The organism is Alcaligenes sp. LTN-3, assembly GCF_059735605.1.
In genome coordinates this window covers 377431-391301 of sequence record NZ_JCAPDN010000002.1, presented here as the reverse complement: position 1 = coordinate 391301, position 13871 = coordinate 377431, and the positions used below count along the sequence as shown (strand labels likewise).

The window sequence follows — 13871 nt, the reverse complement described above, 5'->3', positions numbered from 1 at the left end:
ATGTCAGAAGCGACCGCAAAGACTGCGTCTTGCCGCTTCCACTCGCTTCCCTAGCTCTGACCTGCCTGCGCCTTCAGTGCGCGTGCACACGCTGCTGCAGACGCCCAGGCCCATTGGAAGTTATACCCACCCAGCCAACCGGTGACATCCACCGCTTCACCAATAAAGAACAGGCCAGGTACTTTACGTGCTTCCATGCTTTTCTGATTGAGCTCGCGTGTATCCACGCCACCGCTCATCACTTCCGCCTTTTTATAGCCTGCGGTGCCACTGGGTTTCAACTGCCAAGCGTTAATAACCTGCCCCACCGCACGCAATACGCGATCGGGCAGATCCGCCAGACGTTGTTGCCCCACGCCTTTAGGCAACAAGTCCGAGGTATCCAACCATTGCTCGACCAGACGGCGTGGCCACAAAGTGGACAAGACCGTGACCAGTTGCTGGCGGTTACCCGCCTTCAAATCCAATAACTGCTGCGCAATATCCTGACCGGGAGCCAGATCTACACTAATACTTTCACCCGATTGCCAGTAGCTGGAAATCTGCAAGATACCCGGCCCGGACAGGCCACGGTGCGTGAACAGCAAATCTTCCAAAAAGGCTTGACGCTGCTTGCCCTGCCCTGTGCTGACTTCCACTTCCAAAGCCATACCGCTCAAGGCCGAAAAGGGTTTCCAATCCCGGCCATCAAAGGTCAAGGGAACCAAGGCCGGATGCGGTTCAATCACTTTCAAACCAAAGTGACGTGCCATACGCAAAGCGTAGTCCGTGGCACCGAGCTGCGGAATCGCCATGCCGCCTGTGGCAATCACCACCTGCAAGGCATTCAAATCGCCCTGGCTGGTACGCAGCACAAAACCTTCTTGCGTGCGGCCAATGGACTGCACCGAACAGGGCATGCGCCAGGATACCTGCCCTTTCAAACACTCCTGACGCAGCATCTGGATGATGGACTCGCTGGAATCATCACAGAACAACTGGCCTTTATGCTTTTCATGAAAACCGATGCGGTACTCTCGCACCAGTTGCAGAAAATCCTGGGGGGTATAGCCCGCCAAGGCGGAACGGCAAAAATGCGGATTCTTGGACAGGAAGTTCTCTGGCGAAGTCCCCGTATTAGTGAAGTTGCAACGCCCTCCACCTGAAATACGGATTTTCTCGGCCAGCTTCTCAGCGTGATCAATCAATACCACTCGCAGACCACGCTGGCCTGCGATACTGGCAGCCATCATACCGGCCGCACCTGCGCCGATGACGGCAACATCAAAAAAAGGAATCACGCGGGTTTACTCGTTGGTTTCAGACTCAAGCACGCAATCTACGTAGTAGCGCGGCAGTCCATCGGGGCCAATATCCTGCGCCAGTCCATGCACATAGGTTTCAAAGCCAGGGAAGCGGGCATTGAACTCGCGCGCAAATTGCAGATATTCCACAATACGCGAGTTAAAGCGTTCGCCAGGAATCAGCAAAGGAATGCCGGGTGGGTAAGGCGTCAATAAAACACCCGTCACACGACCTTCCAGCTCGTCAATACCAACACGCTCAATATCGCCGTGCGCCATCTTGGCATAGGCGTCCGAGGGTTTCAGAGCGGGAATCATGTCGCTCAGGTAGACCTCGGTGGTCAGGCGGGCCAGATCGTACTTGCGGTAAGCCTGATGAATCTGCTGACACAGGTCACGCAAGCCCATGCGCTCGTAGGTGGGCTGGGTTTTGCAAAAGTCCGGCAAAATACGCCACATGGGCTGGTTGCGGTCGTAATCATCCTTGAACTGTTGCAAGGCCGTCAGCAAGGTATTCCAGCGACCCTTGGTAATGCCAATGGTGAACAGAATAAAGAAGGAGTACAGGCCGGTTTTCTCGACCACCACGCCGTGCTCGGCCAGATACTTGGAAACCAGAGCCGCAGGAATACCCTGCTCGGCAAAGGTGCCGGAAATATCCAGGCCGGGAGTCACGACTGTGGCTTTGACCGGATCCAGCATGTTGAAGTTGGTCGACAACTTGCCAAAGCCATGCCATTGCGCGTCAGAGCGCAAAATCCAGTCATCGCGCTCGCCTATGCCCTCTTCGGGCAGATTGTCCGGCCCCCAGACCTTGAACCACCAGTCGCTCTCGCCATATTCCTTGGAGACCTTGCGCATCGCACGACGGAAGTCCATGGCCTCGCAAATGCTTTCCTCAACCAGCGCGGTGCCACCGGGCGGCTCCATCATGGCCGCAGCCACATCACAGGACGCAATAATCGCGTACTGCGGGCTGGTGCTGGTATGCATCAGGTAGGCTTCGTTGAATACGTTGCGGTCCAAAGGGCGGTTTTCCGCATCCTGCACCGTAATTTGGGACGCCTGCGACAAACCAGCCAGCATTTTGTGCGTGGAATGCGTGGCGTAAATCATGGTGTCTTTGGTGCGTGGACGATCGGCACCAATAGCATGCATGTCGTGATAGAAGTCGTGGAAAGCCGCATGCGGCAACCAGGCTTCATCAAAGTGCAGCGTGGGGATCTTGGAATCCAGGGTTTCCTTGATCATTTCCACGTTGTAGATCACGCCATCGTAGGTACTTTGCGTTAGCGTCAGAATACGAGGTTTCTTGTTCCTGGCCTTGCAGGCAAAGGGGTTGGCCTCAATCTTGCGCGCAATGTTTTCTGGCAAGAACTCTTCTTGCGGGATAGGACCAATAATGCCCAAGTGGTTGCGCGTGGGGCGCAGAAAAACCGGGATAGCGCCCGTCATGGTGATGGCGTGCAGAATCGACTTATGGCAGTTGCGATCCACAACCACCACATCGTTATTGGCCACATTGGCGTGCCAGACAATCTTATTAGAGGTGGACGTGCCGTTGGTCACGAAAAAACAGTGATCGGCATGAAAGATACGGGCCGCGTTGCGCTCGGCATCGGCAACCGGGCCAGTGTGGTCCAGCAGTTGCCCCAGCTCGTCGACCGCATTACAGACATCGGCACGCAGCATATTTTCACCAAAGAACTGGTGGAACATCTGACCTACCGGGCTTTTCAGAAAAGCGACGCCACCCGAGTGCCCTGGACAGTGCCAGGAGTAGGAACCATCAGACGCGTATTTGACCAGTTCGCGGAAAAACGGCGGTGCCAGGCTTTCCAGATAGGAGCGGGCCTCACGGATGATATGGCGCGCCACGAACTCGGGTGTGTCCTCGAACATGTGAATAAAGCCGTGCAGCTCGCGCAGAATATCGTTGGGGATATGCTGAGAGGTGCGTGTCTCGCCATACAAATAAATAGGGATGTCCTCGTTGCGAAACCGCAGCTCACCAATAAAAGAGCGCAGGTTCTTGATCGCGTTGGCAACATCCTCCGGGGAATCCACATCGAATTCCTCATCATCAATCGACAAAATGAAGGCGCTCGCGCGGCTTTGCTGTTGCGCAAAAGAACTAAGGTCACCATAACTGGTGACCCCGAGAACCTCTACGCCTTCGGCCTCTATCGCCGAGGCCAGGGCTCGAATGCCCAGGCCCGACGTATTTTCGGAACGGTAGTCTTCGTCGATGATGACGATAGGAAAACGAAACTTCATCCAGAACTCCTAGGTACGGGGCAAGGTAACGCCCTGTTGACCCTGATATTTGCCGCCGCGGTCGCGGTACGACACTTCGCACACTTCATCGCTTTCAAAGAACAGCATCTGTGCGCACCCTTCACCGGCGTAAATCTTGGCTGGCAGCGGGGTGGTGTTGGAAAACTCCAAGGTGACATGGCCTTCCCACTCGGGTTCCAGCGGAGTCACGTTCACGATAATGCCGCAACGGGCATAGGTGCTTTTGCCCAGACACATGGTCAGCACACTGCGAGGAATACGGAAGTACTCAACCGTACGGGCCAGCGCAAAAGAATTGGGCGGAATAATGCACACATCACCGACGAAATCCACAAAGGACTTTTCATCGAAGGCCTTGGGGTCCACGATGGTCGAATTGATGTTGGTAAAAATCTTGAATTCGCTGGCACAACGCACATCGTAACCATAGCTGCTGGTGCCGTAGCTGACGATACGTTGTCCGTCTACATTGCGCACTTGGCCTGGCTCGAAAGGTTCGATCATGCCTTGGGCAGCAGCCCGCCGAATCCAACGGTCGCTTTTGATACTCATAAGAAATTAGCCGCCTTAAATCAGTAACCGGTTATTTTATCGTTTAGATACACACACAAGCCAATTGCGGCGCAAATATATCATTTGCACCACAATTGGCTGCCCGTTTGAAGCCGGGCAGCCTGCATCAATCTTTCGAGAACCAGCGGTAAATCAGGGCCAGACCGTTTACCGTACCCGCGCTGACTTCAGCGGTCAGGCCCCGCGCCAAGCGGTAGCTGGCCCGACCTACCGTGCCGGTATCGGCCATGGCCTGCTCCAGGCTGACCGAAAAATCGGCCGTTAACGCCTTGGTAATTGCAATGAACTTACGCTCTTCATTGCTGGTGCCACTGTTCAGGGATTTGACCACACTTTCGACTGGCAAGATGCTACCAGCACTACCCAGGTCGCCTGAGCGCATGGCCACCTCATCAATACCGAACTTGCGGTAAAAGGGCTCGCCGTCCCCTAGAAAAGAGGTGCCCACACTGAGCAACAAGGCCATGTCGCCACCGGAGTCATCCGGGCCATGGCCCAACAAAAGCCAGGACAGTTTTTCGACTTCACTGACTTCCGGATAGGACACCAAATCGATTCGGGGTCTGCGCGCCGTGCCAACCACCTTAACACCTGCCTCTACCGCCAGCCCGGTACGCACGGCTTCAATATCCAGGATGGGCGAGGTGATGTCGCCCTGAAACGTCACCGTACCGCGCTTGAGCAAGAGCTTCTGCCCATACAGTTCGATACGACCACCACGAGTACGCAAGGCGCCAATGCCGGTTAACTTGCCACCGGCCATGGTGATCCGCAGATTGCCGACCAAGCCCGAGTTCACACCATAACCGGTCAGATAAAAGCGTCGGCCCAAATCCACATCAATGTCCATACTCATATCAGTGGCAGCCTGAGATGGCTCGGCAGCAGGCTCATCGCCAGCCCGCACAATCACCACGTCGCTATCTACCGTGGGAATGCCGCCCAACATATCCAGATTGAACCATCCTGCATCAGCCACTACCTTGCCGGTAATCGCAATACGAGGCAGCTCCATGTCCAGATTGATATTGCCGGACATCATGGCGTAACGGTCAGAGCGTTGCAAAATGGGGAAACGGAAAATATCGACGCCAAATGCCCCTTGCTGAGTACTCAAGTTCCACTGCCCGGACACTGTCAGCTTGCCATCCTTGGCATCCGGACTCTCTTTCAGCCACGTAGCCGTACGCCACTCTTGCGGCTCTACCCGCAGACGGGCCGGGAAAGTCAGCGAATCCAAGCGGAAAATATCGCCATCAAAACTGGCATCCAACTGCCCGTCAATCAAACGGATACCGTCATCGAGACGAGTAAAGCGCAACTCGCGGCCCGTTACCGTGCCTCGGCTGGTCCAGGCCCATTTCGCGCCCACATCAATATTCACGTCCGCATTCAGACGGCCGCCCAATTCCATGGCATCACCCAGGAACAGGCGCGTCCAGCTCAGGTCATCAATATTGGCTTGAATGCTGACCGTTTTGCGATCGTTCTCGTCCAGGGTCAGCCCGTGAATGGGGGTTTGAGCCTTGGCAGTGACGTAGCCCATGTCCTTGGTACGCACATCCATCTGAGCATCCAGACGGCTGGTAGTACCCGAGGTAGGTTTCGCATCAATGACGATGCTCAGATCCTCCAGGCCCAGAGACATGGGAGGTTCGGCAAAAACCTGGACATCACCCGCGACACGATCCACACGCACTTGCCCAGCCAAGGCGCCATTGAACTTCAGGTCCCAACGGGCTTTGATATCAATTTCAGGCGGCTGGGTTTTCTTGTTCCTGGCAATCTTGACCCCGCCCCCTTTGGCTTTCTCCGGATCTTCCCGCACCCCTACCTTGCGCAACAAACGCGCGATGCGAGGTTCGGACAAGACCAGATCCAGCAATTCACCCCGGCTGGCCCACTGTCCCGGCTGATACGTGGATTCCTGATGACGCAGATTGATCCAAGGCTCGCTATCGACGGAGGTGCTCAAGGTAGCCGCACCCACGCGAACCGACCAGGGTTCCAGAGGTGGCTGGGCAGCGCGCACTGCGGCTGCACCACCCTCCATCGATGCCGCTTTGTCAGTTTGTGCCGCTCCGCTACCATCTGCCGCATTGACTACCGAGCCAGTACCCGCACCCTGTTGTACTTCGTCGACCGGCCTGGCTCCTTCATTCGCCAAAGCCGGGGCCGGAGCCACGCCAGGCTCTACCGCCGGCTGTTCTGCAAACGTCGCATCTGTCTTGGCAAGGGATTCTTTTCGCGCTGGCTCGGGTGCACGCAGTGCATCCGTAAAACGCAGTGGCATAGCCGACTGCAAACGCACAGCCAGACCTGCATGGTCAGCCTGCAAACGGCTTAGCTGGCCATCCCAGTAGGCTGCCTTGCCTTGATCGGCGAAATGCCAGCCGCCTTCCAAGGCCAGATCCGCTTGCGCGATGCCCTGACCCAGCTGAGTACTGTCTTTGCCACCCAGATCGTATTGGCCTTGTAGCTGTAAGGTGTGGCGCGACACGTCGCCACGCAGTTGGCCTTGCGCCGATGCCACACCCAACTCCAGGCCGGGCCACAATTGTTCTGCTTTGGGCATCTTGACTTGCAAATCCAGCGCCGCCGTGCCGCTTATACCCAAATCGCCCTTTAAGAGCACCTGGTTATCGCCCACTTTCAAATCAGTCAGCACATCGCTCAAGTGCAGTTGACGCCACCAGGTCGGCTCACCCGGCTGCGCTGGTGCGGCCGCTTTCGCCTTGATCTGCCCAATCGCCGGTTGTTTGTTCCAACGGCTGCCTTGCAGCAGTTGAATATCGACATCCGCAGAAAGTATTTGTTCTTTATCCGCCAGCACCACATCAAACTTGCCCTGACTATTGAGCAGAGCGTCAGGCAAGACATCGCCTAATAATGCATGCAAGTCCAGCTTGTTGCTGCTGAACTGACCTTTGAAATGATCCTGAACGTGCACACCCTCCTGTGTGGCATCCCAGGCAAAGTCTGCATCCAGCAAGGACTCGTCTGGCAATTTCACGGCCAGCTTGGCCTGACGCACGGGTACGGAATCCAACGGACTCAATTCTGCACTGGCGTCCAGGCTATAACCCTGACCATGCCCCTTAAGTAGCAAGGTGGCTTGTTCCAAAGAGCCATTCAAGGTGATTTGCGCATTGACCACACAATCGGGCAAAGGCTCGGGCTCAGGAACAGCAACCGGCTCCTGGATACGTTCTTCATCAACAAGACCTGCACTGCCCCCGGGCTCGGAGCTGATGACTCCGGCGGCACTAGGGGTATCTACAGGCTGATCGACCGATTGGCTGTCAGGGGCGAGCTGGCCCTGCGTGTTGGCCTTGGTTTGGCTTTGCTGAGGAGTTTGTGCCGCAACAGAGGCCGCCGCAGCCTTGGCATTGGCATTGGCATTGGCTTTCAGCGTTTGTGCAGCGGCTGTCGTTGTGGACTGAGCAACGGCGACTTTTGCAGCAGGCCGGTCGGACTTCGATTGCTCCGCATACGCGGGCAAATACTGCTTGGCGCAAATCGGAGAATCCGCCGTCAAACCACGAGCAATGATTTGGATATCGGCTCGTGCCGGATATGGCGCTTCCAGGCCCGCCAGCTCTACTTCACCCTGAAAACCAGCGCGAATGGACTCATTGGCCACCATCAAATCGTACAGACGCAACTGTGCGCTGTCGGAATCCACAGCCAGAGCCGAGGACAAATCCGCAATGGCTACCGGCAAGGGCGTACCATCTTGCGTCAACAGGAACTGACCCAAGGCCAGTTTGTCCACGGCAATACTGATAGGCAACTCAGGCATTTTGAAGGGGGCGTCGGACTTGGGCTCGTCCGAGGATGTCAAGGCCACATCCACTTTATGGGCACTGAGCTCCACCACATGCAAGCGTCGCTCCCAGAGCTCTTTCCAGTTGGCCTGCAGGCGCAAACGTTCGATATCGACATGGGTATCGGGCAGGGCCAGCACCAGGTGGTCGATACTCAGACCGTCCCAGATCGTTCCGCGTACGCCTTGTGCACTGCCCTGTGCATAAGGCAAGGCCGTGCGCAGCGCCCAACGGGTACCAACCTGACTGGCCAGCACCCAATACACAAAACCACACACAAGCAGCAGGGCCACCACCACAAAGGGGATGCCCCACAATGCAAAATATCGGAACCAGCGCCGAACCCAAGCCATTAAAATGCGATTCCCAAAGAAAAGCTCAAACGTAAACGTTTGTCCCGCTGACCATAGGCCAGATCAAGATTGAAGGGCCCGGCAGGGGTTCGGACCACCGCTCCCAAACCGTAACCCCAGGCCAAGTCCATATCACCAAAGCTGGACGCCGCATCGCCCACGTCCACAAAAGCACGCATGCCGTACATGCTGGTGAAAAAATGCGTGTACTCCACACTAGCAACCGCCATGGCCGGCGCGCCCACCACGGCGTCGCTGCGTTCAAGACCAATACTTTGATATTTATAGCCCCGGATGCTGCGCGCGCCCCCAGTGCGATAACCGAAATCAGGCGGCGTCCGATCCGTCATCCCCCACACTTTGCCGACTTCCCCGCGTACGGACAAGACGTCCCGATCCCCAACCGGCCACCATTGTTGGAGTCGCAAATTGCTGCGGTAGAACCTTTCGCCCCGATCCAGCGTGACACCAGCACCGACACCAAAGTCAATCAAATTGCCTTCGCGCGGATCGTATTTCTTGTCCACATCGCGGCGCAGCCACTGCCAAGTTGCAATGGCAGAAGGGGTTTCACGAGTGGGCAGGCCAGAAATCTTGGTCTTGTCCCAGGCCCCCAGCACACCCCACTCAGTTTCGTACTCAACGCGGCTATTACCCGCCGCCTTTCGTTCTTGGCGCAGCTTCCAGCCCAAGGCCAAACGCTCAGTGTCCAGGCCTTCAACGTCAGAGCGATCATACAAAACACCGAAACTGTTCTTGTAGCCACGAATCGTGGGCGGCAAATGGATGTCATAAAAAGCCCTCTGGCGGTTTTTATCCACCCCAAGACCGGCCTCGGACCAAATGGGCAGGCCAAACACAATATTCTTTCGGTACAGGGCTTCGGCACGCGCTCCGTGGTCGCTGTCAAAACCCAAAGAGCCGGTGAACTGCTTGGATGGTGCTTCGGTCACTCGCACCCTTACAGGCAGCTCTACATCACCATCAGGAAGCTCTTTCTTTTTGCTGGCCTGCTCATCCAGAGTGACAAAGGCACCCCGAAAAAAAGTGGTGGCCGCCAAAGATTGCTGCCACTCGTCCAGCTTGTCCTGATCGTAGGGGTCACCGGGGGTATAGCGCACGTAGCGGTCCACCAGTGACTGGGGGACTCGCTTCAAGCCGGTGGTCTCCAGAGGCCCCATGCGAACCCGTGGCCCGCTATCGACGTTCAGGGACAGGTCGGCCACCCCTTCGTCAGCCAGTACCGTCGCCCGCGTGTCTATATAACGAGCGTAGTAAAAGTCCTGGCGCTGTACGCTTTCCAACAAATCCGCCTTGGCCGACGACCAGACTGAATTTAAAAAAGGATCGTCCACTTTCAGGGGAAAACTGGCCTTGATCCCTTCCAGACGCACTTGGTATTCCGGCTCCTGGATCTTGCCTTTGAAGTCCAAGGCAATGTCGCGCACACGCGTGATTTCACCTGGCTGAATAATAATGTCCCAATATTCCCCGCTGGAATCTTCACCCACCTCCAGCGTAACCACAGAGTCAAAATAACCCTGAGTCTGCAAGGCGGAAACGGTCGCATCATGGGCCCGGCGCCGCAGACGCGAGACCTCTCCCAAGTCCTGATCTTCCGCCAAACGCGTAATGGCACTGACCGCACGCTGAATTTCTTTCAACGCCTGGGGGGGCACGCCCCCCGGATCAATAATGACATCAGGAACGGAAGACTGAGCCCACACGGCAGGGCTCAGGACTATCGAGAACAACAGGCAAAAGCCGGATTTGCGCATACGTACTCAAAGAGGACGAGGAACAACCTTGGGGCGCTGCCCCGACGTGTCTGGAGGTAGTTGCGACAAGTTAGCCGAAACGCGATTGGCAATCTCATGATAGAGCCGAGCCTCGGGGCTGTCTGCGCTGGCAATCACGGTAGGGGTACCGGAGTCGGTCTGAGCCCGAATGCTCATTGCCAGCGGCAAGGCACCCAGCCAAGGCACGTTGAATTGGCTGGCCATATCGCGGCCACCGTGTTGGCCAAAGACCGGGTCAGCGTGACCACAGTTCGAGCAAATGTGAACCGACATGTTCTCCACGATACCCAAGACTGGCACATTGACCTTCTGGAACATGTTCAAGCCACGCTTGGCATCGATCAGCGCCAGATCCTGCGGAGTGGTCACAATCACAGCGCCCGTCAGCGGGACTTTCTGCGACAGGGTCAAGGCAATGTCGCCCGTGCCCGGAGGCATGTCGATGATCAGATAATCCAGATTGTCCCAACGCGTTTGTGTAAGCAGCTGTGTCAGCGCCTGGGTTGCCATCGGGCCGCGCCAGATCGCTGGAGCGTCCTCATCCAACAAGAAACCAATCGAGTTCGCTTGCAGACCGTGGCCAATCAGCGGCTCCATCATCTTGCCGTCTGCACTGCGCGGACGCTCGTGCAGGCCCAGCATGGTGGGCACGCTAGGGCCGTAAATATCCGCGTCCAGCAAACCGACACGCGCACCTTGCATATGCAAAGCCAAGGCCAGGTTCACCGACGTCGTACTTTTACCGACCCCGCCCTTGCCCGAGGACACCGCAATAATGTTGCGGATATTGGGCATGGGGCGCAAGCCTTCCTGCACGGCATGTATACCAATGCGAGGGCTCAAATGCAGCTTGGACAGGGTGGCACCCACGCCCGCCAAAGCTTGCTCGATACGTTCGCGCAGCTGCCCCTGAATGTCATAAGCCGTGTAGGGCAGATGCAAAGTCAGCTCAACCTGGTTCTGGTCAATGCCCAGTTCGCATCGACCCGCATCGACCGATAACTTCTTTAACGTGTTGGGATCGGTCACACTCGCCAGGGCTTGCAACACGCGCTCGGAACTCACTGTCATTTATACAAAACCTTGATATAAAGAAACATCACCATACCTTTAAACCAGAAATTTAGCGGTTCAAGAGGAATTTTTTTACACTTATGGTGTCATACTAAACCTATGAGCACATTTAACCAGATTATCCGCACAGCCCTCTTTGTCTTGCTGACAATTTTCGGTGCAATCATGGCGTTTATCTTCATGGTTTCCACCGCGATTGCGATCGGCATTTTATACATTGTGGCGCGTATTAGTGGCCGTCCTTTCGGCGTTAAAGCCTATTGGGACCAACGCCGCCGCCCCACTACTGCCAGCAAACAGTCGACAGCACCACGTTCGCGTGATGTCACCGACATCGAGATGCGCGAGATTCCTTAACAGTTCTTGACTGTGCGCCAAGCAGTTGGTTCACAGCAACGCTGAATAGGTATTGCCCCCGAACACCCTGAGTCGTCATAGGCTCAGGGTGTGTGCATTTGTATCATTCGCAATTCCTCCTCAGCACTTTACCCGTGGACATTCCTCGGTCTGGCGCTGCACAAGTGTCCAATAGACCGTAGAATCCTTGTTCCCTTTCTCTTTTATTTTGTTAAGTCATGTCACGAACGATATTTGTTACGACCGCCCTGCCGTATGCCAATGGCTCGTTTCACATCGGCCACATCATGGAATATATCCAGGCCGACATCTGGGTTCGGTCCATGCGAATGTCGGGACATACGGTACATTTTGTGTGTGCGGACGACGCCCATGGCGCCCCCATCATGCTCAAGGCAGAAAGCGCGGGCATTACCCCCGCCCAGTTGGTAGACAAGATCGCGGCCGAACGCCCCACCTACCTGAACGGCTTTAACATCAAGTTCGACCACTGGCACCGTACGGACTCGCCTGACAACGTCGAGCTGGCCCAGGATATCTACCGTACGCTCAAAAGCGCCGGTTTCATCGATACACGCACCATCGAACAGTTCTATGACCCGGTCAAAGGCATGTTCCTGCCCGATCGTTACATCAAGGGCGAGTGCCCCAAATGTCACGCCAAAGACCAGTACGGCGACAGCTGCGAGGTCTGTAGCGCGGTTTACGCCCCGACCGAGCTGATCGAACCTTACTCCACCCTGACCAATGCGCGTCCGGTGTTAAAGACCTCGGAACACTTCTTCTTCCGTCTGTCCGACCCGCGCTGCGTGGCCTTCCTGCAAGAGTGGACCACAGGCAAGAACGCCCAGGGCAAGCCACGTCTGCAATCGGAAGTGCTGGGCAAAACCCGCGAATGGCTGGGTACAGGCGAAGGGGCCGAAGCGTCCCTGAACGACTGGGATATTTCCCGCGACGAACCTTACTACGGCATTCCGATTCCCGATGCGCCCGGCAAGTACTTCTACGTCTGGCTGGACGCGCCTGTTGGTTACCTGGCTTCCTTGAAAGCCTACTGCACCAAGGCCGGTCTGGACTTTGATGCCTTGCTGGATCCGGAGGGCAGCACCGAGCAGGTGCATTTTATCGGCAAGGACATCGTGTACTTTCACGCCCTGTTCTGGCCTGCCATGCTGAAATTCTCCGGCCGTAAAGTGCCTGATGCACTGAACGTACACGGTTTCATCACGGTTAGCGGCGAAAAAATGTCCAAAAGCCGTGGCACAGGCATTTCACCCCTGCGCTACCTGGAACTGGGTATGGATGCCGAGTGGATGCGCTACTACATGGCCGCCAAGCTGAACTCGCACGTTGAGGACATGGACTTCAATCCTGATGACTTCATTGCCCGCGTCAACAGCGACCTGATTGGCAAATACGTCAACATCGCCAGCCGTGCCGCCAACTTCATTAGCAAGCACTTTGATGGCAAGCTGGCCTACCAGGGCGACACCTCCGAGCTGCAAAACCAGCTCAAAGAAGTTGCCGAGAAAGTCCGCTCCGATCTGGAAAGCCGCGAGTACGGCCGTGCTGTGCGCCAGATCATGGCTCAAGCCGACATCATCAACCAGGCTTTCGATACAGCCCAGCCCTGGGTCATGGCCAAAGGCATTGCAACTGCCGAGCAAGCCCAGAAAGATGCGCTGCAAGACATTTGCTCGCGCACCCTGGCTGGCTTCAAGGGTCTGTCTGTCATGCTGACCGCCATTTTGCCTACCCTGACCGATCGCGTTGCCCGCGAGCTATTCGGTCTGGATCGCAGCTTTGTCTGGGATGACGTGGCTGCCTTGCCTGATCACATCGCTCCATTCAAACACCTGATGCAGCGGGTAGACAGCGCCATGGTGGACGAACTGCTGGCCCCCCCGCCAGCCCCAGTCGTCCTGCCCGGTGGCGAAGCGATTGCCGACACCATCGACATCAAGGACTTCATCAAGGTTGATCTGCGCATTGCCAAGATCGTCAGCTGTGAAGCCGTAGAAGGGTCGGACAAGCTGCTGCGCCTGAGCCTGGATGCTGGCGAAGGTCGTTTGCGCCAAGTGTTCTCTGGCATCAAGTCGGCTTACCAACCCGACGACCTGATCGGCAAGCTGACGGTTCTGGTAGCTAACCTGGCTCCTCGCAAGATGCGTTTTGGTGTGTCCGAAGGGATGGTTCTGGCTGCCAGCCATGCTGATGACGCCGTGGACCAAGGTATCTATATTCTAGAGCCCTTCCCTGGCGCCCAGCCCGGCATGCGCATCAATTAAGACGCATTCCTGATACGCC

Annotated in this window: 7 protein-coding genes and 2 pseudogenes; 2 read left to right on the top strand and 7 right to left on the bottom strand. The window is 56.3% G+C overall.

The window, feature by feature from the left end; all coding sequences use genetic code 11:
- Positions 1 to 50: 50 nt before the first annotated feature.
- The 7 genes and pseudogenes from AC6I6N_RS10100 to apbC all read right to left on the bottom strand — a co-directional run bounded on the left by AC6I6N_RS10100 (position 51) and on the right by apbC (position 11204).
- On the bottom strand, positions 51 to 1280 hold the full coding sequence (locus tag AC6I6N_RS10100; RefSeq protein WP_094195572.1) for a BaiN/RdsA family NAD(P)/FAD-dependent oxidoreductase: 1230 nt from the start codon (positions 1278 to 1280) through the stop codon (positions 51 to 53).
- Positions 1281 to 1286: 6 nt separating this feature from the next.
- Positions 1287 to 3560: an arginine/lysine/ornithine decarboxylase gene (locus AC6I6N_RS10095; protein WP_264672411.1), complete on the bottom strand. Its 2274-nt coding sequence runs from the start codon at positions 3558 to 3560 to the stop codon at positions 1287 to 1289.
- A gap of 9 nt (positions 3561 to 3569) precedes the next feature.
- Entirely contained in the window at positions 3570 to 4133 is a 564-nt protein-coding gene (dcd, locus tag AC6I6N_RS10090; RefSeq protein WP_094195570.1) for a dCTP deaminase, read from the bottom strand.
- Between the two features lie 127 nt (positions 4134 to 4260).
- A pseudogene (locus AC6I6N_RS10085) lies at positions 4261 to 5301 on the bottom strand (translocation/assembly module TamB domain-containing protein); the annotation flags it as partial.
- Between the two features lie 2574 nt (positions 5302 to 7875).
- Positions 7876 to 8334 (bottom strand): annotated as a pseudogene (locus AC6I6N_RS10080) (translocation/assembly module TamB domain-containing protein); the annotation flags it as partial.
- Positions 8334 to 10112, bottom strand: coding sequence for an autotransporter assembly complex protein TamA (locus tag AC6I6N_RS10075; RefSeq protein ID WP_108728146.1), 1779 nt, complete (start codon positions 10110 to 10112; stop codon positions 8334 to 8336). The pseudogene AC6I6N_RS10080 and the gene AC6I6N_RS10075, both read right to left, overlap by 1 nt.
- A 6-nt stretch (positions 10113 to 10118) precedes the next feature.
- Positions 10119 to 11204, bottom strand: coding sequence for an iron-sulfur cluster carrier protein ApbC (gene apbC / locus AC6I6N_RS10070; RefSeq protein WP_094195567.1), 1086 nt, complete (start codon positions 11202 to 11204; stop codon positions 10119 to 10121).
- Positions 11205 to 11306: 102 nt separating this feature from the next.
- Between apbC and AC6I6N_RS10065 the strand changes: the two genes are divergently transcribed.
- Entirely contained in the window at positions 11307 to 11564 is a 258-nt protein-coding gene (locus AC6I6N_RS10065; protein ID WP_094195566.1) for a hypothetical protein, read from the top strand.
- 218 nt (positions 11565 to 11782) lie between these two features.
- Positions 11783 to 13852: a methionine--tRNA ligase gene (gene metG, locus AC6I6N_RS10060; RefSeq protein WP_108728148.1), complete on the top strand. Its 2070-nt coding sequence runs from the start codon at positions 11783 to 11785 to the stop codon at positions 13850 to 13852.
- Positions 13853 to 13871: the final 19 nt, after the last annotated feature.

Bases quoted from the DNA above. Each gene is read 5' to 3' on its own strand.
- AC6I6N_RS10095 (WP_264672411.1), bottom strand. From the start codon at position 3,560: ATGAAGTTTCGTTTTCCTATCGTCATCATCGACGAAGACTACCGTTCC.
- dcd (WP_094195570.1), bottom strand. From the start codon at position 4,133: ATGAGTATCAAAAGCGACCGTTGGATTCGGCGGGCTGCTGCCCAAGGC.
- AC6I6N_RS10075 (WP_108728146.1), bottom strand. From the start codon at position 10,112: ATGCGCAAATCCGGCTTTTGCCTGTTGTTCTCGATAGTCCTGAGCCCT.
- apbC (WP_094195567.1), bottom strand. From the start codon at position 11,204: ATGACAGTGAGTTCCGAGCGCGTGTTGCAAGCCCTGGCGAGTGTGACC.
- AC6I6N_RS10065 (WP_094195566.1), top strand. From the start codon at position 11,307: ATGAGCACATTTAACCAGATTATCCGCACAGCCCTCTTTGTCTTGCTG.
- metG (WP_108728148.1), top strand. From the start codon at position 11,783: ATGTCACGAACGATATTTGTTACGACCGCCCTGCCGTATGCCAATGGC.